General features: G+C 45.4%; 22 protein-coding genes. 2 read left to right on the top strand and 20 right to left on the bottom strand.

What is annotated here, in order from left to right; translation table 11 throughout:
- Positions 1–38 precede the first annotated feature (38 nt).
- Entirely contained in the window at positions 39–3,581 is a 3,543-nt protein-coding gene (gene nifJ, locus NIE88_RS01355) for a pyruvate:ferredoxin (flavodoxin) oxidoreductase (RefSeq protein WP_253057901.1), read from the top strand.
- A 187-nt stretch (positions 3,582–3,768) separates the two neighbouring features.
- Here nifJ and NIE88_RS01350 read toward each other — a convergent pair whose 3' ends face one another.
- The 3 genes from NIE88_RS01350 to NIE88_RS01340 all read right to left on the bottom strand — a co-directional run bounded on the left by NIE88_RS01350 (position 3,769) and on the right by NIE88_RS01340 (position 6,522).
- Positions 3,769–4,656, bottom strand: a complete 888-nt coding sequence (locus NIE88_RS01350) for an ATP-binding protein (RefSeq protein ID WP_253057900.1) — start codon at positions 4,654–4,656, stop codon at positions 3,769–3,771.
- A complete protein-coding gene (locus NIE88_RS01345; protein WP_253057899.1) occupies positions 4,657–5,232 on the bottom strand; it encodes an ATP-binding protein in 576 nt (191 codons plus the stop codon).
- Between the two features lie 555 nt (positions 5,233–5,787).
- The gene (locus tag NIE88_RS01340) at positions 5,788–6,522 is read right to left on the bottom strand and encodes an alpha/beta fold hydrolase (protein WP_253057898.1); all 735 of its coding nucleotides are present in this window, start codon (positions 6,520–6,522) and stop codon (positions 5,788–5,790) included.
- Positions 6,523–6,936: 414 nt separating this feature from the next.
- Here NIE88_RS01340 and NIE88_RS01335 point away from each other — a divergent pair, with 414 nt between their 5' ends.
- Entirely contained in the window at positions 6,937–7,497 is a 561-nt protein-coding gene (locus tag NIE88_RS01335; protein ID WP_253057897.1) for a YdhK family protein, read from the top strand.
- A gap of 186 nt (positions 7,498–7,683) precedes the next feature.
- Here the strand turns inward: NIE88_RS01335 and NIE88_RS01330 are convergent, their stop codons facing one another.
- The 17 genes from NIE88_RS01330 to NIE88_RS01260 all read right to left on the bottom strand — a co-directional run bounded on the left by NIE88_RS01330 (position 7,684) and on the right by NIE88_RS01260 (position 22,603).
- Entirely contained in the window at positions 7,684–7,968 is a 285-nt protein-coding gene (locus NIE88_RS01330) for a hypothetical protein (RefSeq protein WP_253057896.1), read from the bottom strand.
- 5 nt (positions 7,969–7,973) lie between these two features.
- The gene (locus NIE88_RS01325; RefSeq protein ID WP_253057895.1) at positions 7,974–8,471 is read right to left on the bottom strand and encodes a 2'-5' RNA ligase family protein; all 498 of its coding nucleotides are present in this window, start codon (positions 8,469–8,471) and stop codon (positions 7,974–7,976) included.
- An 18-nt stretch (positions 8,472–8,489) separates the two neighbouring features.
- Positions 8,490–8,705 (bottom strand): hypothetical protein, encoded by a 216-nt coding sequence (locus NIE88_RS22715; protein ID WP_373689391.1) that lies wholly within the window; start codon positions 8,703–8,705, stop codon positions 8,490–8,492.
- Between the two features lie 13 nt (positions 8,706–8,718).
- The gene (locus NIE88_RS01320; RefSeq protein WP_253057894.1) at positions 8,719–9,009 is read right to left on the bottom strand and encodes a histidine phosphatase family protein; all 291 of its coding nucleotides are present in this window, start codon (positions 9,007–9,009) and stop codon (positions 8,719–8,721) included.
- 51 nt (positions 9,010–9,060) lie between these two features.
- Complete coding sequence (locus tag NIE88_RS22710; protein ID WP_373689386.1) at positions 9,061–9,384, bottom strand: type II toxin-antitoxin system RelE/ParE family toxin; 324 nt, start codon at positions 9,382–9,384, stop codon at positions 9,061–9,063.
- A gap of 1 nt (position 9,385) precedes the next feature.
- On the bottom strand, positions 9,386–9,631 hold the full coding sequence (locus NIE88_RS01315; RefSeq protein ID WP_253057893.1) for a type II toxin-antitoxin system prevent-host-death family antitoxin: 246 nt from the start codon (positions 9,629–9,631) through the stop codon (positions 9,386–9,388).
- Between the two features lie 214 nt (positions 9,632–9,845).
- Positions 9,846–10,886 (bottom strand): ABC transporter ATP-binding protein, encoded by a 1,041-nt coding sequence (locus NIE88_RS01310; protein ID WP_253057892.1) that lies wholly within the window; start codon positions 10,884–10,886, stop codon positions 9,846–9,848.
- The gene (locus NIE88_RS01305; protein WP_253057891.1) at positions 10,876–12,615 is read right to left on the bottom strand and encodes an ABC transporter permease; all 1,740 of its coding nucleotides are present in this window, start codon (positions 12,613–12,615) and stop codon (positions 10,876–10,878) included. Before NIE88_RS01305 ends, NIE88_RS01310 begins: the two co-directional genes overlap by 11 nt.
- 19 nt (positions 12,616–12,634) lie before the next feature.
- Positions 12,635–13,663, bottom strand: coding sequence for an ABC transporter substrate-binding protein (locus NIE88_RS01300; protein ID WP_253057890.1), 1,029 nt, complete (start codon positions 13,661–13,663; stop codon positions 12,635–12,637).
- Positions 13,650–14,456: a 5'/3'-nucleotidase SurE gene (gene surE, locus NIE88_RS01295; RefSeq protein ID WP_253057889.1), complete on the bottom strand. Its 807-nt coding sequence runs from the start codon at positions 14,454–14,456 to the stop codon at positions 13,650–13,652. Before surE ends, NIE88_RS01300 begins: the two co-directional genes overlap by 14 nt.
- Before the next feature lie 118 nt (positions 14,457–14,574).
- Positions 14,575–15,339 (bottom strand): sugar phosphate isomerase/epimerase family protein, encoded by a 765-nt coding sequence (locus NIE88_RS01290; protein ID WP_253057888.1) that lies wholly within the window; start codon positions 15,337–15,339, stop codon positions 14,575–14,577.
- A 377-nt stretch (positions 15,340–15,716) separates the two neighbouring features.
- A complete protein-coding gene (locus tag NIE88_RS01285) occupies positions 15,717–16,517 on the bottom strand; it encodes an ABC transporter ATP-binding protein (RefSeq protein WP_253057887.1) in 801 nt (266 codons plus the stop codon).
- 15 nt (positions 16,518–16,532) lie between these two features.
- Positions 16,533–17,537 carry a threonine ammonia-lyase gene (locus tag NIE88_RS01280; protein WP_253057886.1) on the bottom strand — a complete coding sequence of 335 codons (1,005 nt, stop codon included), beginning with the start codon at positions 17,535–17,537 and terminating at the stop codon, positions 16,533–16,535.
- Positions 17,538–17,576: 39 nt separating this feature from the next.
- Entirely contained in the window at positions 17,577–18,611 is a 1,035-nt protein-coding gene (gene ilvC, locus NIE88_RS01275) for a ketol-acid reductoisomerase (RefSeq protein ID WP_253057885.1), read from the bottom strand.
- Positions 18,612–18,665: 54 nt separating this feature from the next.
- Entirely contained in the window at positions 18,666–18,923 is a 258-nt protein-coding gene (locus NIE88_RS01270) for an ACT domain-containing protein (RefSeq protein ID WP_253057884.1), read from the bottom strand.
- Positions 18,924–18,927: 4 nt separating this feature from the next.
- Positions 18,928–20,628: a biosynthetic-type acetolactate synthase large subunit gene (ilvB, locus tag NIE88_RS01265; RefSeq protein WP_253057883.1), complete on the bottom strand. Its 1,701-nt coding sequence runs from the start codon at positions 20,626–20,628 to the stop codon at positions 18,928–18,930.
- Between the two features lie 1,615 nt (positions 20,629–22,243).
- The gene (locus tag NIE88_RS01260; protein WP_253057882.1) at positions 22,244–22,603 is read right to left on the bottom strand and encodes a DUF805 domain-containing protein; all 360 of its coding nucleotides are present in this window, start codon (positions 22,601–22,603) and stop codon (positions 22,244–22,246) included.
- Positions 22,604–23,097 lie beyond the last annotated feature (494 nt).

Genomic DNA, 23,097 nt, shown 5'->3' with positions numbered 1-23,097 from the left:
CATACATGAAGTCTGCAACAAGAAGGGGAGGATTCTTAATGATAAAAGTAATTGACGGAAATGAAGCGGCTGCGGAAATGGCTTATGCCTTCACCGAAGCCGCAGTCATTTATCCGATTACACCATCCTCCGGTATGGCAGAAAAAACAGAGCAATGGTCAAGCAGTGACGCGCGTAAAAATATATTCGGTCACAAAGTCCGTGTTATTGAAATGCAGTCGGAAGGCGGCGTTGCCGGCACCATGCACGGCCTTCTAAAGGCGGGAACACTGTGCACCTCCTATACCTCATCCCAAGGGTTATTGTTAATGGCACCGACCCTCTATAAAATGGTTGGCGAACAGCTGCCGGCCGTACTTCATGTCGCCGCGCGTTCGGTGTCGAGCAGCGTGCTGAGTATATACGGCGATCACAGCGATGTTATGTCCGTGCGGCAAACCGGAGCCGTTATGCTTGCTGCTTCCTCCGTGCAGGAAGCCGCTTTGTTTTCGGCCGCTGCCCATCTGTCGGCTGTCGCGTTATCACTGCCTGTCGTGCACTTTATTGATGGATTTAATACCAGCCATGAATTACGAAAAATTGTTGTCCCGGAGTATGATGAGCTTCAAAAAACGTTTAATCATGACGCCTATCATTTAATGAAGGAGCACGCCATGCGCAACGACGCACCACGCGCGTCCGGAGCATCGGTAACGCCGGATCTCTTTTTTCAGCAGCTTGAAACAGTGAATCCGAAATATCAGACGGCGGAATCGGTTGTGGCGAATGCGATTGCCAGACTCAACCCACTTTTCCAGACCAACTGCGCGCCTGTCGATTACTATGGCGCCGGTGATGCTGAGGTGGTTGTCATTTCAATGGGATCTGTCGCTCAGACCGTCCGCCAAGTTGTCGATGAGCAGAACACGCTCGGAAAACGATTTGCCATGATCACCATTCACCTCTATCGGCCGTTTCCGAAACAGCTTTTCTTGGACTGCCTTCCCAAAACCGTTCGATCACTCGTCGTACTGGACCGCACCAAAGAACCTGGTGCCGTTTCGGAACCGCTCGTATCCGATGTTCGGAACGCGTGCTACACGCTGTCTTCACATCCGATCATCATTGGCGGCCGCTACGGCCTGGGTTCAAAGGATGTCACACCGGATCAGATCCGAAGTGCCTTTTTTGAAGGAGAAAAAAGCGCACCGAAACCATGCTTTACATTGGGGATTATCGATGACGTCACCCATCTGTCCCTCCTCGGCTCAGGATCAAAGGATCTGACAGGCAGCGATGCCTTTCAGATGCGTACTTGGGGCTTTGGCTCAGACGGGGCAGTCAGCTGCAATAAACAAACGGCTAAAATTATCGGCGAAACAACCGGGCGCGATGTCCAGGGTTTATTTTGGTACGATCCGAAAAAATCCGGGAATCTGACCATATCTCATTTACGTTTTTCGAAGCAGCCGATTTATTCGGCGTATCATGTCCAAACACCCGACGCCGTCGTCTGTTACTGCGAACGTTACATCCGGAAATTTGATTTGCTGCGCGGACTGAAGGCCAACGGTTTATTTCTCGTAAACAGTCAAACAACCGAACCTGAGCTTGCGCTTCTGCTCACAAATGAACAGAAGCGCTATCTTGCACGACAGAACATCCGATTTTACACCATTCCCGCAAATAAAATTGCGGAAAAATACGCGCTCGGCCCGCATATCAACACCATCATGCAGATCTGTTTTTTCTACCTGTCGTCGATCATTCCATTTACGCAGGCGCTCAAACTGCTTAAAGAGGAAACGCAGAAAAAGTTTGCGGGAATCCGTGAAGAGATCGTATGGCAAAACGCACGGGCAATGGATGAAGCGGTCACGCGGCTTAAAAAAATCGACATTCCTGAGTTTTGGGCAGATCTTCCGCAACAAACGGCGATTGACCAAAGCATCAATCAGCGTGACTATTTCCATTCCATCCAAAATGTGATGAATCAGCATAAAGGTGATCAAATCACCGTCGGCACGCTGATCGACAACGGATTGACCGACGGCTCTTTTCCGGCAGGAACCGCGGCGAAGGACAAGCGCGATCTCGCGATTCAAATTCCGATTTGGAATCCCGACACCTGTATCGGATGTAATTTCTGCTCGATGATCTGTCCGCACGCATCCATCCGCCCGTTCATTCTAAAAGCGGGTGACGCTGACTCAGCTCAACTTCCGACTAAAGCAATGAAAAAGTCGCCGGAAATTCGCTATCGCGTGCAAGTATCTCCATTGGATTGCACCGGATGCTCACTCTGTCAGGATATTTGTCCATCGAAAACGAAAAGCCTGACGATGACGCCGATCGCTCCGATCAAGGATGCTGAGGCAAAGAACTGGGATTTCGTGCTGACGCATCATGAGTTGCCGAAACAGTCGAAAAACGCGGCAAAGACAACCATCAGAGACAGCCAATTTCAGCAACCGCTGCTTGAATTTCCCGGCGCGTGTGCCGGATGCGGTCAGCCCGCCTATATTAAATTGCTGACACAGCTGTTCGGGTCAAGAATGATGATCGCCAATGCAACCGGCTGTACATCCATCTGGGGAAACACGGCACCTTCCGTTCCTTACACGACAAATGAAAACGGATTTGGACCGGTATGGGGAACATCACTTTTAGAAAATAATGCTGAATACGGATTCGGCATACAGCAAGGTTCGGAACTTGAACAACAGCATATCGCCTATCAAGTGGAGTCCATACAAAAGGAACGAAAATACAGTTCGGCACTGCGCAAGGCCGCCGCCCAATGGTTAACTGCTTATCGGGAGCACACGCATCACGGTGCCGTCGTCGAACGGCTCATCGCCGAGTTAGTCAACGAAGCTGGAATTTATACTGAACTGCAAACGGTGTTATCCATGCGCCATTTTTTCACCAAGCGCTCACAGTGGATCATTGGCGGCGACGGCTGGGCATATGACATTGATTCAAGCGGTATCGATCATATACTAGCCGAGAACAGTGACGTAAACATTCTCGTGCTCGACAATGAAGGCTATTCGAACACCGGTGGACAGCGGTCGAAGGCGAGTCCGACAGGATCACGCACACGCTTCTCCGTCACCGGAAACAAAAAGGTCAAAAAAGACTTCGCGTCAATCGTCATGACCTATGAGAATGCCTATGTTGCCCAGATCTGCATCGGGGCGAATCCGGCGCATACACTCAACGTTTTTAAAGAAGCCGAGGCGTACAATGGCCCGTCGATTCTGATCGCCTACAGCCCGTGTATCCTGCATGGTATCACAAAGAACAGCTCAGTCATTGAGGAAAAAAAGGCTGTTGACTGCGGCTATTGGGTTCTTTTCCATAGAACTCCGGAAACAAAGAAGGCCGAAGCAATCATGAAGATCGATTCAAGACCGCCACAGTGGAACTTTTTTCAAGATTTCCTTGCCGGTGAAAACCGTTTCTCAAGTGCATTCACTCACGATACAGCGGGTTATTCGCACCTGCTCAAACAAAACGAGGCGGAAGCGAGAAAACGTTACAACCGGTACCGACTCCTCGAACAGCATTCGGCGTCGCTGAAGGAACAAGAGCCATGACGCGGCGATCCGATGGAATTCAAACGAAACGAGCGTCCTCAACCGATGCTGAGACTGCTCGTTTTCATTAATCCGCTCTTCACTATGAACTATTTTTACCGTGGATCGTGGTCAGCCATTGAAAAAGGCACGTTAAAGAAAATTAAGTTGCTTTGCAAAATCAATACTAAATCCTATGCGTTCTTTATTACATTTTTGCTACATAGCCCTCTTTTTCCGCATGACCAAGCAGATATAAAAATGCCGGTGCAGGGATTCGTACGACTGGAATTCTCGTGTGATGGGCGGTCACACCATAATCCTCTGCCCGTTTTGTGATAACCAAAGCCCCTCGCGTCTTTTTGCTTTCATCATTAGCAAGTTCAATAATTGCATCTGTTTCAGGTATGCGTGAATTTCCCCTGTATTTCACTTCGCATAAGATTCGTGCGGCAGGAAGCTCGACCACAACATCGACTTCTTTTTCGTTCTCTTTAAGCTTACGATAATAACCCACTTGCGCATTTGTTGTGTAGTAAAAAGCAGCAATATGCTTATATACTGTCGTTTCAACCATAATGCCCATTTCATTTGGGTCCGTAATAACATCCTCCAGCATGAGCACAGCATTTCGAATGGCAGCATCAGCAACATAAATTTTCGGTTTACGTTTCAAAATTCCTTTGCCGTCAATACCAATCGGATCACTGATATAGATGAGATTTGCCTCTTTCAAAAAACGTATATAATTTAATAAAGTGATCTTGTTCATGCTATCAAGCTCTTTAGCCATCGCTGATATATTGATGAGATTTGATGAATTCATACATAGGTACAAAAAGACTTTTTCAAGCTGTAAAGGGTTTCGGACATTAAAAAGAGTTAAAATATCTCGCTTTATAACTTTATCGACGACATCCTCACGAAGCATTCTTTGTGAGAGCGTATCATCGCTTGAAAGGGCAAGTTCCGGGAACCCACCAACCACTAGATAACGGTTAAAATGCTGCTGAAGCGATGAGAACTTTGTCATGAGATTAGTTAGATCACTCTGTTGCAAGCGATAGAGCTGTGCTGGTCGTATCCCATCATCCAACTACGGTCTCGACGGCAATTGCAAGAGATCGCAATACTCGTAGAAGGATAGCGTAGGAATTTTGAGCACACTCCATAGACCCACACCGCTATCTGCAGATCCTTTTTCTAAAGCTGGGCTTGCGGAAACGGTTGCAACAAGACGCAGATTGAGGCGTGTATCATATAAAGTCTTAATCCATCTTTCCCAATCTTCGGCATACTGAACTTCATCAAAGAAAAAATAAAGATCCCCATCAATAGGATAGGCATTATCATAGGCCCTTAAAACACCGTCAAAACCTCCTAATTTTAAAATAGGATTATCAAAAGACAAGTAAACAATATTTCTCGCGGCCACTCCATTTTCCAAAAGGCTCTGAATGAGCTGATACATAATCGTTGTTTTTCCAACGCGTCTTGCACCGGATAGGATCACAAATCGACGCAGATCTTTATGAAAGAGCAGTTTTTTTGCTTCATAATAAGCGAATCGTTGATGCGGTGGTGCCGTTTTTTCAGATATGGGGATTCCTTTCCACCAAGGATTATATTGAATTAATAAGTTCAACAACTTTTCATCCGTAAATGAAATCATTATTTTTCCTCCATATATAGTACACTATTCATTTTATGCATATTTATATATATTATGATATAACAACCCAAGGGAATTATTCATACTATATAATTAATTCATTAAGAATTCTATTACTTTGACTGCGGTGCCAAATTCTATTGTTCATCATTCAATTAAAGCTACTCATAATTAAGCAGCAGATTTAAAAAAAGGCACCCAAAAAAGATATTTGAGCGCTTGAACGGGACACAGTCGCCATTAACCCAGACAAAGTGACCGGCGAAACGAACAGGTTTGACTTTGACTCAGACAAATTGCTCGTTTATTTTGATCCAACCAACCAAAAGTTCAATGAATCGCTTAACGGAGCGTTATCCACAAGTTGAGATTCTTTAATTTCCTAGACAACAAGAAAACGAACAAAACGATCATCAAGACACGAAACCGCTTGCCGGTTCATTGAAAAAACAATATACCACGTCTCTATCCATCAAGGAACAGAAAAAATTGCAGTTTAAAAAAAAGAGCATAAATTGTACGGCAAATCAGCCGCCAGTACTTGCCCTATAATCCTCATGACTCACTCCGTTTCTTGATAAACGAAGCTATTTCGGCAATGTATTTTTGTTGTTCCTCGTCCGGTATCATGTGTCCGGATTTTTGAAACGTGACAAGATTAAAACAAGAGATTTTTTGTCTATAAAGTTGTAAAATTTCTTCTGAGATATCGGATCGAATTTTAGAGTTCTTATTCTTGCCTACAAAAAAGGTGACAGGAATTCGCAATTGTGACAACTGAGAGGAAAAATCGATCTGAGTCGCCTCTCTTTCTAGTCCTTCCAGCGCTGTCTTTCGCATAAAATTCAGTATTGGAACACCCAAGTATTCAAGGTTTGCCCAAAATGCTACGGATTCTGAATCCGGCTTGCTATGCAGCGGAGGCTGATCAACAAGAATCAGTCCGCTCATGCTCTGTTGATTCTTCAGACTCCATCCAAGCGCATAGGATACGCCACGTGAAAATCCGAGGACACAATAATGATCAAGTTGAAGATGCTTCACCACTGCCTGAACATCAGAAAGGTGGTCGTCAAGATCGTAACCCTTAGCAGGAGTTGAACTTAATCCTCGCCCTCGGAAACTCAAGGCAACCGTATGACTTCCAACCTGTGAAAGTATCGGAATTGCTCTCTCCGCAGGCTCCCAAATTCCACCGATAACAAGCAGTGACGGAGTATCATGAGAAGGGACTCCATTTTCAAGCACATGTATTTTTACCGAACCATTACTAACAAAAAAACTTTTCATTTTAAGCCTCCCAAATCACATACTTGATTGTGCTGATTGATGATGCAGACACTAACAAAAGTATAGTAGATGTATCTTACTATTTTAGCATGAACGAATCTAAAAGCGCTAATATCAAACAAATTATTTTTACCAATCATCTCACAGGTTTGCCTTAAAATATTTGATAAGAGAAACCGGCAAAAAACACCTAAATCATAAGTCGTTGTTTTGCTTTTTTAAAGTTTTCTTTCTGCCATCTGCTATTTTTTAGTTGCTTTCCTCAAAATTTTCCTCTAAAAATTAGTCTACATATAATTTGTCCAGCTTTTTGCATGATTGTGTCTCCAACCGAAATTCCAGTGGAATTTCGGTTTTTATTTGTCCTTTTAGGGGAATGAATAATCATGTACCGCAAAGGAGCTGTTTTGTTACATGTTGAAAAAGATCATTTCTTCGGCCGGGCTCATTATATTGGTTTTACTCACTGCCTGCGGCACGACGCAAAATGCGGACTCCGGCCACTCGTCAACTCACGAGTCTTCAAGTCATGAGTCCATGGATCATATGGAATCGGACGACGACCAAACGCTGGATCTTCAGGAGGCCAACAATCCGAACTATAAAAAGGGGAGCAAGATCACATTGCTCAACGGTCACATGGCCGGAATGAAAAATGCGAAGGGGACTGTCGAGGCCGTCTATACAACTCATGTTTACAGTGTGTCATATAAGCCAATTACCGGTGGCAAGCCGGTCAGAAATCATAAATGGGTCGTTCAAGAAGAATTGGCAACGAAAAGCAACGCCCTTTTGCCCAAAGGCACAAAAGTGAAACTCAAAGCCGGTCACATGGAGGGGATGAACGGCGCAACCGCAACGATTGACAGCGGCAGTAAAACAAATGTGTACCGAGTGAGCTACACCGATACAAATACAGGCAAACTCATGAAGCATCATCAATGGATGCGCGAGGATGAACTGAAAAAACGTTAGTTGCCCGAGCAACGATGATTGGAATTGTCACTAAAAAACTTGCCCAAAGGGTCAAAAATAAAACACCTAAGCCAGGCAAACCGATATTATTAAGCATCAATTTCCTTGAGCTTGTCCTGCTGCAAATCTAATTAGGACATTCGCTTTTTTAAATTTCACAACTTTTCCTTTTTCGCAGCAGCAGATTCATCCGCATGCCGCCTTGACCCGCTTAATAAAACGTGTGCGCTCGTCTTTATTTCTCAGCAACTTTCTTACCTTTTTCCGTGATGAAAAATAGGCCCTAAACTCCGGATCCTGTTCAATGAACGTGCTGATCGAAGGGTGTTCCTTTACCAATTGCTGAAACCAGTATCGCTCTTGAACAGAACGGACATTGAATGCTCTTTTCTGCTCTCTTGATAAGAAAAAATATTTGCAATAGGAAAGAGAGTCTTTAGTTAGTTCCCATAACCCCTGTTCATCGATCATGTCCTTCACTCCAAATAATGATTTTTAATACATCGTGCCGGCCAGAATTCATAAAGACATATGCTGTCTATTTTCACACAGAAAGGCTTAAAATACGCTGCAACAATAGGCAGCGCTTTTTGTATTGCATCAGGATTGTCGATTAATAACGTGGCATGTGCCGTCCATTCATAGTCGTTGCGGCTACCCTTAATAAAATCGCTTTGAAAATTAAGTAATTCATGAGTTATATTAGGGGCCAAGAATAGAACACCTAAGCCAAACAAACTGATATGACTAAGGGTCAATTTTATTGGGCTCGTCCTGCTGCAAACCTTCTCAATACGTTCACTTATTTCTGATTGTTGATCGGGATCAAAGCTACCCAAGGTTAGATGATAGGGTAAATGCGCTGCTTGTTTGCCGATCATCCCTCGTTTCACAAGCTCATTTTGGATTTCACGCAATTTCGCCTGCGATTTACTGTCAAACTGGGCAAGCACATATAACAGTTTATCCGCCATAGCCTTCTCCTTCATCAATCAACGTTTTGTCATCTGACTTGTAAACAGATCAATTGTCTCAATTGGTTTACATTTGCTGTGATCAAAAGTAAGTTTCACAATCCAAGGCATCAAGTGCTTCATTTGTTCAAAATCTTCAAATCCGTATGCAGAATCGTAATGATTGATGATCGTGCTCAGAGCAGTACCATGACTGCCAACCGCCAAAACTTTATTGCAGTGTTCACTCAGCAAATGACCCAATGTATCAATCGTTCGAATCTGAACTTCTCTCAGACTCTCCGCCTGACAGTTTAAATTGAAAGTCCTCCCACTGTCTCTTTGAAAAAGCGTGAAAATTATTAACCCACTGCCCCACTTTTCGCTCACGAAACGCTTCGACCTTATGAACGAGAAGCCTCTTAATATCCGCAAAAGGTTTGACCGTATCTAGCGCCCGTCTGTAAGGGCTGGAAAGAACGAGATCAACACCTTTGTCAAGTAAGTAGTCGGTTACTCGTTCTCTGTCCTTCATTCCTTTTGCTAGTGGTTCCGTCATTGATATCGGACCGGGATCCGGGGATGATGGCGTTAATCAATCATTCAGGCTTCAGTTATTATGATGCAGATCACGAAATAGGATTTTCATATAACCCCGTCTGCAATAAAGCACACGCAAGACATAGATATGATCACGTTCATGCCGATAAAATACGAAATAGCTTCCGACTACTATGAAACCGCAATCAGTCTGCAAGCTCACTTTTAAAGATAAAAGAACGCCTGAATCCGGAAAGTCAGTAAGTCTATGGATCGATCTTGTGATATGAGTAATCATGCTAATCGCCGTTTCAGAGTTTTCAAGTTCCGATTCAATATATTTTTTAATCTCTTTTAAATCGATTTGCGCCATGGGAGATATAGAGATGATCATGTTACAACCCCAATGACTTTTCTACTTCATTTAGTGATAACCATCCTTTTTCACGTCCAGCTTTCTCACCTTCAACGAGTTGTGCCATCAGCTTCATCGTTGCCTGATTTTTTTCATAATCTGCGAGATCAATCAGTACATATTTCCCTCTTCCATTTTTTGTAAGAAATACCGGTTCACCCTCAGCAACATCACGCAATACTTCATTGTAATTCCGCAAATCCGAAACAGGTTTAATATTCGGCATTGGCTCACCCCTCTTATCGTTGTTCTTATTATACGTTAATTTGACGTAAAATAACACAGTAAAAACAACAGCAAAAATTCACACAAAACGTTCCGTTCTCACCTAACGTACTCAGGCAGCACAAATGAAAACGACACAAAGAGATGACTATCTTATTTGTGTCGTTTGTTTTTTAATCCTATTGAATTGATCGTTAGTTAGCGCCCTATAGACCTCAAAGGTTCGATTTGATCGAGAGACGGACCGATTCGCCAAGGTGAAAATTGTGGGTTAAATCCGTGTCAACCTGCCATCTGGCCGTTGCGGTCTTGACGGTATAACGGATGTCTTTGCCCTGGTACTGAACATTGGCTACTTCCCCGGGAATTCCTGAATCCCCCTGGTTGATTTCAATCTGTTCTGGACGGAGCGAATAAACCGATTCTTGTTTCAAAATTTCTGACACCCCATGATCTTCCCAATGCACATCCGGCGCTTCCTGTGGTGAAAAAAATGATCCTTGCCATTTGCCTTTAACAAGATTCGCTTTCCCTACAAAACGGGCGACAAAAGAGGTTTGGGGATGATTATAAATTGCTCTCGGTGTGCCGATTTGTTCAACGGAACCGTGATTCATCACCACGATGCGATCAGCCATGGCAAGCGCTTCACTCTGATCATGCGTCACATAAATAATTGACGTACCGGTTAGACGATGAATCTCTTGCAATTCACCGCGCATCGCAACGCGTAGTTCGGCATCCAAACTGCTGAGCGGCTCATCCATAAGCAGAAGCTTCGGCTGCGGAGCGATGGCACGCCCAAGTGCGACGCGCTGCCTTTGACCACCGGACAGCTCTTCAGGCATACGTTCTGCTAAATCCTGTAGTTTAATCATTTTCAATACCTCATCGGCGCGCTGCCTCATGTTCTTTTTTAACGCTTTGCTGACAAATTGATGATGCATCAGGGGGAACTCAATATGCCGGCGCACATTCATATGCGGCCAAAGGGCGAATGACTGAAAGACCATGCCAATATTGCGTTTTTCAGGAGGCACAATCTGCTTTGGACTTCCCACAACACGCCCATCCATCTCAATCGTCCCAGATGACGGGGCGTCAAAACCGGCCAGAAGACGGAGCAGCGTCGTTTTTCCGCATCCGGATGGTCCGAGGATAGCCATAAATTCGCCGTCTTCGACCGTGAGATTGACATGCTTCAGTGCAGTGAATGAACCAAAGGTCCGTTCAACTTCCGCAACTTTAATGGACATTGGCGATCCCTTCCTTTCGTCTCCAAAACGTTTGAACCAGCGACAAAATAGCAAATCCAATCAGAATAAGGAGCACAATCAGACTGGAAAACGCGGTTGAAAATGTTGTATACCCTGCCTGCTCATAACCGAAAATAACAACGCCAATTGTTTTTGATTGTGCAGAATAAAGCAGTGCGGAGACCGTCAGTTCTGTGAGTGCGGTCAGAAACAGCAAAGAAGCTCCGCTCAGAATGCCCGGAATGAGCAGCGGGATTAAAATTTTCTGCCACTTTGTCCACCCGTTTGCTCCACTAACCTGCGCCGCCTCCTCCATAGATCTGTCAACTTGAAGCACAGCCGTTGCACTTCCGCGCACCTGCAGAATAAGAAAACGTGTAAAATAAGCAATAAACAGAATCGTCATCGAGCCATAGATACCCGGATTCCATCCCGGTATCGGTTCCATCCAGACAAAAATCATCGACAGCGCCATAACCGTACCCGGAAGCGCGTATGGTAGACTAATAAAACTCTCGCATAGTTTCAGCCACCGTGACGACTTACGCACTTGCAGATAGGCAAAAGCAGTACCGATAACCGCACCAATCACTGTCGTTATCACAGCAAGATTCAGACTATTGCGGATCGCCAGCTGTGTATCCGGACTTTCAAACAGAACAAAGGCGTAATTTTTCAAACTCATATTCTGCATAGTAAAGTCCAGCCCATACGCCGGCAGCAGTGAAGTCATCATCATCGCAACAAACGGAATCATAGCAGTTGCAATGAAAAAGAGCCAGATGACAAGTTCCAAAACCACTCGTGAATGGCGAGAAAGAATGTAGCGAGGCTTACGTTCACTACTTGTTGTGGCGCCTGCTTTGAATGTCCGTTGAAGCAGCCATTGACCCAGCATTGCCAAAAGCGCCAGCACCCCAAGCAGTACTGAAAAAACTGAAGCACGAGCAAACGCATCCGGACCAAAACCAATAATCTGCTGATAAATATACGTGCTGAGCACATTGATATGTGCAGGAATTCCAAGAAAGGCGGGAATACCAAAATTATCAAGGCTTGCAAGAAAAGCCAAAAAGGCTCCGCTTACAATACCGGGAAGCGCCATTGGTAATGTGACTCGGCAGAAAGTCAGTGCTTTCGATCCGCCCGACACGCGGCATGCCTGCTCCATTTCCCGTGGGATTTTCCGCAGCACATTTACGGTAAACAAATAAACGAGCGGATAATGTGTGATCCCAAGAATAAAAATCATCCCCATATAACTGTAGAGATTCCATGGCTGCAGGTGACCCGGAAACAGAGAGAGCAATTTAGCCAGAAGACTATTCTCACTAAAAAGCTGCGTCCACGCCAATGTCGTGATATAAGACGGAATGACAAAAGGCAAAACAATAAAGAGCTGCATGATCTTTTTCCCGCGAATGGTGACATATGCCATCAGCCATGCAAATGAAACACCAAGAACGGTAGCAATCACCATCGAGCACGTGCTGATCAGCAGTGTATTCAAGACGACTCGCCAAGCAAACGGATCACTCAAAATGGTTTGATAATTTTCAAAGGTCACTCCATGTTCCGAATTGAAGCCAAGCGCTACAAGACGAAAGATCGGCCAAACAAAGAGCAAGACAAGACATAAGAATGTAATGGTTTGAATAGGAAAAGAGAGCCAGGCTGCTCTTGGCACTGTTCTCTCTTTTTCATCTGATAAAAATTTCAGGAAATTCATGGATTCACTCCACTCCTTCTTACTTGCCGAACAAATTCATAAATTCATCTTTATCATCATTTCTTGATTGATTCAGCGTCTTAATGTCGGCGCTCAGAACCTTAAGATCATCAATACTTTTCAGTCCTTCCGGTGCCTTGACGCCTGGACGGATCGGTGTATAGCCAAGACCCGCAGCAAGCTCTTGTCCTTCTTCCGAAAGAACGAAATCAACAAAAGCTTTGGCCGCTTTTTCATTTTTAGTATCTTTCATGATTCCAATCGGTTCGGTGATGACCGGTGATCCTTCAGAAGGATAAATCAGTTTGATCGGCGACCCTTGTTTTGCTGCATTGGCCACCACAAAATCAACAACCATTCCATAGGACTTATTTCCGGATGCAACCGCCTTTAAGACATCTCCGTTCCCTTGAACAACTGTCACTTGATTCTTTTTAAGATTCTTGTAGAATGGCCACCCGAACCGGTCATTCCGTGTAAAAACGCCTAAGTTATACGCCGCCGCTCCAGAATAAAGCGGGCTTGGCATAATCGCCTGACCCTTTGTTTTGGAATCAGTCAAAACGCTCCATGAGTCCGGTTCCTCTTTTACCTTCTTCGTATTAATTGCCAGCGCTGTTGCCATGACTTTCGTTCCTGTATAGTAGCCGTCGGAATCAATCAGCTCCTTAGGAAAATCAGCCGCTTCTTTTGATTTGTAAGCCATGAGCATGTCCTCATCTTTCAGTGTCTCAAAGGTTACCGCATCCGCCAGCAGAAGCACATCGGCCTGAACCTTGCCAGACTTTTTCTCCGCCTGAATCTTGCTCATCACATCTTCTGTCCCTGATCGGAACACATTCACTTTGACATCCGGATATTTTTTGTTAAATGCAGCGACAAGCTTCTGCTCATCCGTATCCGGCTGTGACGTATAAAAAGTCAAGATGCCGGTAAGTTTGTTTTCACCCTGCTTGCTCTCAGACGAACCCGTGGACTGTGATGTGCCGCATCCGGCAAGAATACCAAGCAATAGCAGAGATACAATCAAGTACTTAACGATTTTCATGAATAAATGCCTCCCTTGAGCTGTTGAATTCCCGAAACCATTGTTCAATCTGGTTCAAGTTTCGTTTTCCATTTTGCTTCCATTGAACTGGAGTAATCGTCACATAACCGTCCTTCAAGTGAATAAAATCCGAACCCTTTGTCAGCTCGTCCAGCTGCTGGTAGTCATCTTTCAGCCAGTAGTAGACATTGCCATATGGATCATTCATGCCAACATATTGATAGCGCGACACAGACAGATCAAGCGGTGCAACCTTGACACCGCGGCAGCACTCACGCGTGGTATAAGGAAAATTCACATTTAAAAAAACCCCTTTAGGAATCGTACTGCGTGCAATAATTTCACATATCTCATAGACAAGCTGCTGAACATTCTGGTAATTGACGCTGCGTCCGTCAAAAGCAGCCAGTGACAGAGATACGGCCGGAATATCGCACAACACGGCTTCAACCGCGGAGGCGATCGTTCCCGAATAGAACACGTCCCTGCCTATATTCGGCCCCAGATTGATTCCTGAAAAAACAAGATCGGGTTTTTCTTTCATCAGCACTTCGATGCCCATCTTCACGCAGTCAGCCGGAGTTCCGTTGACCGCCCATGCCGAAACATTATTTGGAAAAATATTCAGCGGCGTCGCTTTAATCGGATAGCTCAGCGTAATGGAATGACTGACCGCACTTTGTTCCCGATCAGGACAGACGACGCATACCTCTCCAAGGTGTCCAAGCACATTGACCAGCGCCTCGACTCCCGGAGCAAAAATACCATCATCATTAGACACGAGTATTTTCAAATAATTTCCCCCCACCGATACATCTTGCGTTTATAGAAAACTTGCCTTCGACGTTATTCATAGGTGTGAGCCGTTAGTCGAAGCTTCATAAATCACCGGACCGCTTACTTAAATGTTTTCACTTTTTTATTTGTGTAAGAAAGTCAAGATCAGCATGAAGAATCTCATGTGACGAGCTTACGTCAAAGCCTTCCAGAACAACCGGTACATCCACATTCTTCAGTACCGATAAAATTGATCGCAGCGGCAGATTCCCTTTACCCAGCGGAACATGACAGCGTCCCGCAATTGAATCACTGAAGTGTATCTTGCTTACCCTGTTTATACGTTTAAAATAAGTCAAAACATCTTCATCCAATGGTACATGAGCGATGTCAAAAGTCGTCATGACGCGCGGGCTCAGTTCATTTAAAAGACCGTTGATGATTTCCGGTGTTGTAATAAACTCCTTCGGAATATGCTCCATTAATTCAATCGACAGAGTCACTCCAAGCTGTTCCGCACGTTCTGCCAGATAGCAGAAACTGTCAATCAGCCATTTTGAATGCAGGTCTGATAATTCCGGCAGTGTCTGCCTTCCGGGATGAACCGTCACGTTTGAAGCGCCAATACGGCTTGCGAGACTCATGGATCGTTCAATTTCGTTAATGGATTGCTGGCGCACATGTTTATTTAACGCACATAAATTCAAATCCCAGCTGGCCGCATGAAGCGTCAATTTTTGCTTATCATGCAGGCTCGCCTTAACAATCAGTGACTCATCCGTACCACGCTGCCAAATGTGTTCCGCCCAAACCTCTACACCTGAAAAACCCAATTGATTCGCCAGTCTGATCACTTCGTCAACCTCGTCCGACCAGCAGAGTGTTGACGACAGAAACATCTGAAATCCCTCCCATTCGTATTCATTAACTTCCGTATCCTTAATGATAAAGAGAAACTTTTAATCACAAATAAACAAAAATAATCTTTATTGTGTATTTATTGTAAATTCATAAATTGTAAGATCATGGAATCCGAAACGATATCTATTAAAAAACGCAATAACAACAAGCCGTCCGGACAATTACATCCATTCATGTTGAACAATCATGTTAATACACGATTAAAAATTTACGCATTATTAATATTCACTGACAAATAGTGATCATTTCAGACAGCAAAAGTAAAAAAACTCCTCTGCGCTTATCCACTGCAAAATCGCAGAAAGAGCAAAGGAGCAAAAATATCTTAATGGAGTTTAAAAGAATGAAAAACAGATTAAAATTTTGATTCCATCATCGCGTCTTCATTCAGTGCAACGGAAAGCCGTCCGCCCCGCCGCTGCACTGACACTTGGTGATCATAGAATGCGGTCATGATTTCAGGCGTCATGACCTCGCCTGTAGTTCCGGATTTAAAGACGGTACCGGCTTTGAGCAAAAGTGTGTGCTCGAAGCACGGCAGCAGTTCTTCGACATGATGCGTCACGAAAATTATTGACGGTGTCTCCGACGAATTCGCCATTTTGGCAATAATCGACAGCATTTGTTCTCTTGCAAACAGATCTAAACCGTTGCATGGTTCATCCAGAATCAGCAACTTCGGATCCGCCATCAACGCGCGGGCGATCAACACTCGCTGCTTTTCACCTTGCGATAAAAGTCCGAATGGCCGATTCTCGAATGATCCGCAACCGAGTTTTGTTAATAGGGCATGTGCCTTTTCACGCTCCCCGGGTGACGTTTGCTCGTATAAACCAATTGAGGCAAATTTACCGCTGAGCACAATCGCTTCCGGACGTTCGCCCGGTCTGATTTTCTCAGAGAGTGCCGAACTGACCCAGCCGATTTTTTTGCGCAATTCACGCAGGTCGCAGGTCCCGAACGGCCGATTCAATACAGTCAGCTTACCACTCGTCGGCCAAATGTACCCGTTGATCATCTTCAGCAGGGTCGTTTTTCCTGAACCGTTGAGCCCGACAAGCGACCAATGTTCCCCTGTACGGACCTGCCAGTCCACGTTTTTGAGAACCATGTGATCTGAACGCACCCAGCTGATCTTTTGAGCATCAATGATCATACCGTGTTCCACCTTTCACAGATTGCAAGCATTACGATTTTCGCCTAATGCCATTTGTTTAATCACGGCAAGCTCTTCCGCATCCGCGTTGCCACCGCTGACAATTAATCCGACATGCTTTCCTTTCACAGACACACTGCCGGAAAGTGCCGCCGCAAGCGAGGCCGCACCGGCCCCCTCGACCAGCAACTTGCCGCGCTCCAGCATCAGAAGCATCGCTTGGGCAATCTGCGAATCCGTAACGGTTACCAGATCATCAAGATAATGTCTCAGGACAGGAACGGTACGCTCGCCCGGTTGATCGACGAGAATTCCTTCGGCAATTCCCGGCGATTGGCGGTTTGCCTGTTTCTTATCATGATGAAAAAGGTTATACGCCGCCGGTGCGTGATCGGATTGAACGCCGATCACACGGATACTTGGCTTGACATTTTTCAGATAGCAGACGGTTCCGGCAGCAAGCCCCCCACCGCCGATTGGTACAAGTACCGTGTCTAGATCAGAACATTGCGCGAGCATTTCTGCGGCGACGGTTCCCTGTCCGGCGATCACTTGATTGTCATCGAACGCATGGACAAAAACAGACTGGTGTGCTTGGCATTCGGCGCGTGCCGCCTCATAGGCTTCTTCATAGGATGCGCCGGCAAGCACAACCTCAGCGCCGTATGCAGCAGTCGCTTGAATTTTTGCCTGCGGGGTGCGCTCCGGCATAAAAATTTTTGCCATTGCCCCGCGTTTGGATGCCGCATAAGCGATCCCCTGGGCATGGTTGCCCGCAGATGCAGTCACAATACTGCACTTTAGTTCTCTAACGGACAGATGAGCCATTTTATTAAATGCGCCACGCAGTTTAAAAGATCCGGTTCGCTGCATGTTTTCCAGTTTCAAATGCAGATGTGCTCCGCTGATTCGGTTCAAGGTTGCCGACTCAAGCATCGGTGTCCGATGAACAACAGGCGTCAGTGTTTCGCGCGCCTCCGCGATGTCCGCTGCCGACACATAATCCCCAATGGTCTTCACCCTTTCTTTTGTTGCGATTCGGATTGTACCAACGTCGTTTTATTGAGCGACATTTGCCGTGATATCTTCGCTGTCCTGCTTGCCTTCCTTAACGAACGGCATCAGCTTACGCAGTTCGCGGCCGACGCGTTCGAGTTCCGAGTTATTTTCCTTTTGCTGAAGTGCGTTGAACATCGGGCGACCCACTTTGTTTTCAAGCACCCAATCGCGAGCAAATTTACCGGATTGGATATTTTCCAGGACCTTTTTCATACGCGCTTTGACACTGTCATCGATGACATAGCGGCCGACGGTAAAATCGCCGAATTTAGACGTATCTGAGCAAGAGTAACGCATGCCGGTCAAGCCGTTTTCATAGATCAGATCAGTGAGCATTTTCATTTCGTGACAGGTTTCAAAATAAGCATTTTCCGGTTGATAACCGGCTTCAACGAGTGTCTCAAACGCGGCTTCGATCAAATGAGTCAGCCCACCCATCAGCACTGCCTGTTCACCGAACAGATCGGTTTCCGTCTCTTCTTTGAACGTGGTCTTCAGGACGCCGGCACGAGCCGCTCCGAGGCCTTTTGCCCAAGCAAGCGCCAATTCCTCCGCTTCGCCGGACGGATTCTGTTCAACCGCGTAGAAGGCCGGAACACCGCCGCCGTTCAGATATTCGCGGCGGCAGAAGTGGCCGGGACCTTTAGGTGCGACCATGAATACATCGACATCTTTCGGCGGAACGATCTGAGTGAAATGGATGTTGAAGCCATGTGAGAAAGCAATGGCGTTGCCCGGTTCAAGCCCTTCCTGAACTTCACTGTAGTAAACCTCTGGCTGGCGTTCGTCGGGGAGCAGCATCATTACAACATCCGCTTCGGCAGCTGCCTCCTTAACACTTTTTACCGGAAAACCGTCACGCTGCGCCTTGTCCCAAGATTTGCCCGGCCTCACACCGATGGTTACGGAAAAACCGCTGTCGCGCAGGTTTTGCGCTTGTGAATGCCCCTGAGATCCGTACCCCATGATCGCTATTTTCTTGCCACGCAATACATTTTCATTAATATCCTTGTCGTAATAAACTTTCGCTGTCATTTTCGTATCCCCTTATCTGTTTTTGTTTTATTGCCAATAATGCAATAGTTACGACTAGTCTCGTCCTGCCGTGCATCCTTTCTCGCCGCGCGGGGCAACCGAATACACATCAACCAGCCTTTCTGCCTGCCTGATAAATCGATTCAACTGACGCTCATTTTCCGCAGCCAGTGTCATCGTCATCTGAAATCGAACGCCTTCTCGCTCAGCATGTAAATCAGCAATCGACAAATGACCGCGCGCAAGCAGCATGGTTACCCGCGCAAGAACATCTGGGCTGGCCGCTGTTTCTACCGATACCGCCTGTCTCATTGATTTACACCCCCGTCATTTCCATTAGGCCTTTGCCGGGAGGAACCATCGGCGTAACATTTTCCATCTGCTTCACGACACAATCGACAAGCACCGGCCCATCGGTTGTAAATACGGTTTCAATCATCTTAACTGCACAGGATGGATCGGTCAGCCGCTGCGCCGAAATTCCATAGCTTTCCGCGAGCCGGACAAAGTCAGGCTGCATGTCAGGAATGGATTCCGCATAGCGTTCTCCATAAAAAGATTCCTGCCATTGCCGAACCATGCCCAGCGTGTGATTGTTCAGAATAAAAATTTTCACCGGCAGTTTGCACTCTGCAATGACAGCCAGCTCCTGAAGCGTCATCTGAAAACCACCGTCGCCGAGAATCGCCACAACTTTTTTATGCAGACAGGCAATCTGGGCACCGATGGCAGCCGGAAGGCCGAAGCCCATAGTTCCGAGTCCGCCCGAGCTGACAAAACGGTTTGGCTGCTCGAAGCGGTAATATTGAGCGGCCCACATCTGATGCTGCCCGACATCCGTTGCGACGATAGCATCGGGACCGGCAAATCGGCAAATCTGCTCAATCACGTATTGCGGCAACAAGTCGCGACCGGTTTGGGCATAATGGGGCGGGTGCCGATCAGCATAGTCGCGCAAATGATTCAGCCATTGTTCGTGATCTGGCATCGGTTCTCGCAAAGCATTCTGCAATTGCTCAAGAACCATGCCGGCATCGCCAACCAAACCGTAGTCCGTATGCACCGCTTTGCCTATTTCCGATGGGTCGATATCAACATGTGCGATCTTGGCATTGCGGGCAAATTTTTCAAGATTCCCGGTCAGCCGGTCATCAAAGCGTGAACCGATATTGAGCAGCAAGTCACATTCGGAAAGTGCCATATTGGCGGCGAATGTGCCATGCATTCCGCCCATTCCGAAAAACAGCGGGTGCGACGCCGGCATACTGCCAAGGCCAAGAAACGTCGTCACCACCGGCAAATGACAGGTTTCGGCAAATCGGCGCAATTTTTCAGCGGCGTGGGCATGAAGCACACCGGCCCCGGAAAGCAGCATCGGGTGTTCGGCCTTATTCAATGCTTCAGCGAACCGTCTCACCACGTGATCATTTGCCTTATTTGGCACACGATAACCGGGAAGCCGGAAATCACGGGACAAATCCGGCGCATTTTCCAGCCGTCCCGCGCAAATATCCTTGGGCAGATCGACCAAAACCGGCCCCGGACGTCCGCTTGCTGCCAAGAAAAAAGCTTTGGCTACCACCTCAGGAAGTTCGCTCGCATGTCGGACACGAAAATTATGTTTTGTTACCGATCCGGTAATTCCGATGACATCCGCTTCTTGAAACGCGTCGGTGTTAATCGCCTGCCGCGTCACCTGTCCGGTAAAAACAACGAGTGGCAGTGAATCAATCAGTGCGTCCATCAGCCCGGTAACAAGGTTTGTCGCGCCCGGACCGCTTGTCGCGAGAACCACTCCGGGCTTCCCCGAAACCCGGGCATAGCCTTCGGCGGCATGCACTGCCCCTTGCTCATGCCGGGCAAGCACATGGCGCATGCGGTGACGATACACCGCATCATAGAGCGGCAGCACCGCGCCTCCCGGATAACCGAAAAGCACGTCCGTCCCCGTTTGCCGGATTAAGCGGATCAATAAATCTGCGCCTGTTTCTGTGCGCTGTTCCGTTTGTTCGGCCACAATAGGTTCCTCCTCTCTTTTTCTGAATCTGCCTTTGTTTCTGAGACCTTCATCCTTCTCTGTATTTTTCGCCTCAGCCCCCTCAATTCCTCAAGTGGAATTTTTTGGGGTTGGCACAAATGTTAATCACTTTAAAAAATTCAGTCAACCCCCTTTTTTGAATTTTATTCAGTAATTTTTGGGCGCTCTTATGGAAGAAAATAGTTTAAAAAAATTTTTTGAAGTGCTCGACAACTCTGGTGTGAGCAATGGGTCAATCATTTGTGAAAATTAGTGTTGACATGAATTTTCAACAGTGCTATATTTGCAGTACTAAAAAATTCGACAATTCAGGTAAGGAGCAACTTGCTATGAATATCCTAATCCAACGAGTCAATTACGTCTTGATTATTAGCTAGGGTCCCGGCATCCGTTGAAAATTTAACGAATGCTTGGATCCAGCTTGGTGTTGGATGGGTTCAAGCAAAGCCGCCCATTCAAATCGAATGGGCGGCTTTTTATTATGATTAAACAAGGAGGAATTTCTGTGAACGACCAGTATTGTGCCACATCTGTCTCTCATAATTTTTTCACTTGGCTGTTTTTCAATTTATTCCACAGCGTTTTCGGAAGTCGTGCTGCACGCGTTTTTAACACGAACACTAACAAGAAATACTTAAATAAATTCGTTATGCCGTTTCGGTCCGCATTCAAACATCTGTGTAACTGCCTGCGCTTCACACTCGGCCGGCGAACGATCCGTTCATTCTTCGTTGCGCATAACAGGTATTCATCCTTAAGTCTAAGACCGCTCCCCTTTGCAGGCAGATTGCAGCAAACACGAGTGAGAAAAAACCATGCAGTATTCCACCTAGTCATTCATCGTTTGATTCAAATTCTCAATTTGCCCATCATCATGAAAAGCATTATTTATCAGCAACTTTTCATTCAAAAAATTGACATGATTGCCCTAAGATAAAAAATGCAATAGATTGTCAAAAACTTAACAATCAAATTTGGCACCAAAGCGAACCCAGAAAGAATAATATGACAACTAAAGAGAGTCGAATCGCTCGATTGGCGGCTCAACAACTATTGCCCGCTGACCGGTCATAAATTAAAACCAAATGTCACCTAACGCATTCAGGTGTTTGGGTCAGACTTTCCAGAGGTCAATAGTTATGCTTTTTGTGAACACCTTCGCCTCAGAGCATTAAGAACCGTTAAAATTCCTAATGTATTGTCATAATAATTGATGTGTGCTGGAGTATATTGCCACGGCGGCGGATCACTAAAGGAATTAGATTCGAAGTACGCATGCAACACGTGGCTCTTAAGTTCGTGTAGATCCCAACGCTACTTGACAAAGTCGGAAAAATTTTCCATCCATCCGCATTTCGCGCACGGAGCTCCAACCGCATATCAATCCTATATATAGGAAGATTCTTTTTTCTACAAATGGTTTGATCGCCTCAACCATTCATTGATAAAAACCGGACACATCTGATCGACACCCGAAACCATAAAAAAATTTACGATCCTAACATTGCTTTTTGTTAGATAACCTCCTATAAATATTAAAAACGGTTAATCCCTGATAAGATTAACCATTTCTAATGACCTTATTAAATTATTTTTATTCCTCTATAAATTCTTTAGGATTAGCTCCATAAACATTTTCCTTGTCTTGGGTATCTGTGCAGAAATAAATAAGCAAAACAATCCACCCTAAAATAGGAATGAATCCAATAAGCTGCCACCATCCAGTTTTGCCAATATCGTGAAGGCGTCGAGCGCCAACTGCAAAAGTTGGTATAAGAACAGCTAAAGAATACAAAGAATAAATAATTGGCACACTACTTGGAAGCAGCCAATCAATCAGTCTAGCAATAACAAGAATGAAGAAGTTAAAAAGTACAAACATCCAGTATTCTGTTCGCGTCGCCCGACCGCTAAACCCTACATAATTTTTGATAACATCAAAATACCAATGCATAAAAAATCATCTCCTGCAAACTTTTTTAGTAGACATGGTATGAATAACAGTATAATTATAACTCATAATACTACTTAAGAATCCGCACAAATCATGCGCGACACCGAATAATTTATGCGTGACCACGCATGATCACGCATAGATTATCTTCTCATCTTGGAAGAAGTTTCTCTATTAATGGGCTTAAAAAACGAGTACATTCCCAAAAATGTGCTCGTTTTTTGATTATTCTTTTTTGCCTGTCGGAACAAATACAATATATAAGACGCACATAGGAATAATTATTCGAGATGCTGTCGATACAGGAATTACTTTGAAGTATGAAAATATAAGAAGAAAAACAGAAACGATAGTTATAGCTATTCTCAAAAAGAGATAAAATTTTTTCATGATCAATCCTTCTTAGTCATTGTCAATGTATATTGCTAATACCACTATCTGGATAGTAAGTGAAGAAACGTCGCTATTATATATCTTTTGATCTACAGACACAT

This window comes from Sporolactobacillus shoreicorticis, from assembly GCF_024125445.1.
GTDB classification, from domain to species: domain Bacteria; phylum Bacillota; class Bacilli; order Bacillales; family Sporolactobacillaceae; genus Sporolactobacillus; species Sporolactobacillus shoreicorticis.
The sequence above is the reverse complement of the archived record's forward strand: the minus strand, read 5'-3'. Positions and strand labels throughout refer to the sequence as shown.

Excerpts from the sequence above, each read along its gene's own strand:
- NIE88_RS01285 (WP_253057887.1), bottom strand. The coding sequence starts at position 16,517 with ATGATCATTGATGCTCAAAAGATCAGCTGGGTGCGTTCAGATCACATG.
- NIE88_RS01325 (WP_253057895.1), bottom strand. The coding sequence starts at position 8,471 with ATGGCGGATAAACTGTTATATGTGCTTGCCCAGTTTGACAGTAAATCG.
- NIE88_RS01320 (WP_253057894.1), bottom strand. The coding sequence starts at position 9,009 with ATGACGGAACCACTAGCAAAAGGAATGAAGGACAGAGAACGAGTAACC.
- NIE88_RS01300 (WP_253057890.1), bottom strand. The coding sequence starts at position 13,663 with ATGAAAATCGTTAAGTACTTGATTGTATCTCTGCTATTGCTTGGTATT.
- NIE88_RS01290 (WP_253057888.1), bottom strand. The coding sequence starts at position 15,339 with ATGTTTCTGTCGTCAACACTCTGCTGGTCGGACGAGGTTGACGAAGTG.
- NIE88_RS01340 (WP_253057898.1), bottom strand. The coding sequence starts at position 6,522 with ATGAAAAGTTTTTTTGTTAGTAATGGTTCGGTAAAAATACATGTGCTT.
- NIE88_RS01310 (WP_253057892.1), bottom strand. The coding sequence starts at position 10,886 with ATGTCCATTAAAGTTGCGGAAGTTGAACGGACCTTTGGTTCATTCACT.
- nifJ (WP_253057901.1), top strand. The coding sequence starts at position 39 with ATGATAAAAGTAATTGACGGAAATGAAGCGGCTGCGGAAATGGCTTAT.
- NIE88_RS01330 (WP_253057896.1), bottom strand. The coding sequence starts at position 7,968 with ATGATCGATGAACAGGGGTTATGGGAACTAACTAAAGACTCTCTTTCC.
- NIE88_RS01260 (WP_253057882.1), bottom strand. The coding sequence starts at position 22,603 with ATGCATTGGTATTTTGATGTTATCAAAAATTATGTAGGGTTTAGCGGT.
- NIE88_RS01305 (WP_253057891.1), bottom strand. The coding sequence starts at position 12,615 with ATGAATTTCCTGAAATTTTTATCAGATGAAAAAGAGAGAACAGTGCCA.
- NIE88_RS01315 (WP_253057893.1), bottom strand. The coding sequence starts at position 9,631 with ATGCCGAATATTAAACCTGTTTCGGATTTGCGGAATTACAATGAAGTA.
- NIE88_RS01335 (WP_253057897.1), top strand. The coding sequence starts at position 6,937 with ATGTTGAAAAAGATCATTTCTTCGGCCGGGCTCATTATATTGGTTTTA.
- NIE88_RS01345 (WP_253057899.1), bottom strand. The coding sequence starts at position 5,232 with ATGATTTCATTTACGGATGAAAAGTTGTTGAACTTATTAATTCAATAT.
- ilvC (WP_253057885.1), bottom strand. The coding sequence starts at position 18,611 with ATGACAGCGAAAGTTTATTACGACAAGGATATTAATGAAAATGTATTG.
- NIE88_RS01270 (WP_253057884.1), bottom strand. The coding sequence starts at position 18,923 with ATGAGACAGGCGGTATCGGTAGAAACAGCGGCCAGCCCAGATGTTCTT.
- NIE88_RS22710 (WP_373689386.1), bottom strand. The coding sequence starts at position 9,384 with ATGATCATCTCTATATCTCCCATGGCGCAAATCGATTTAAAAGAGATT.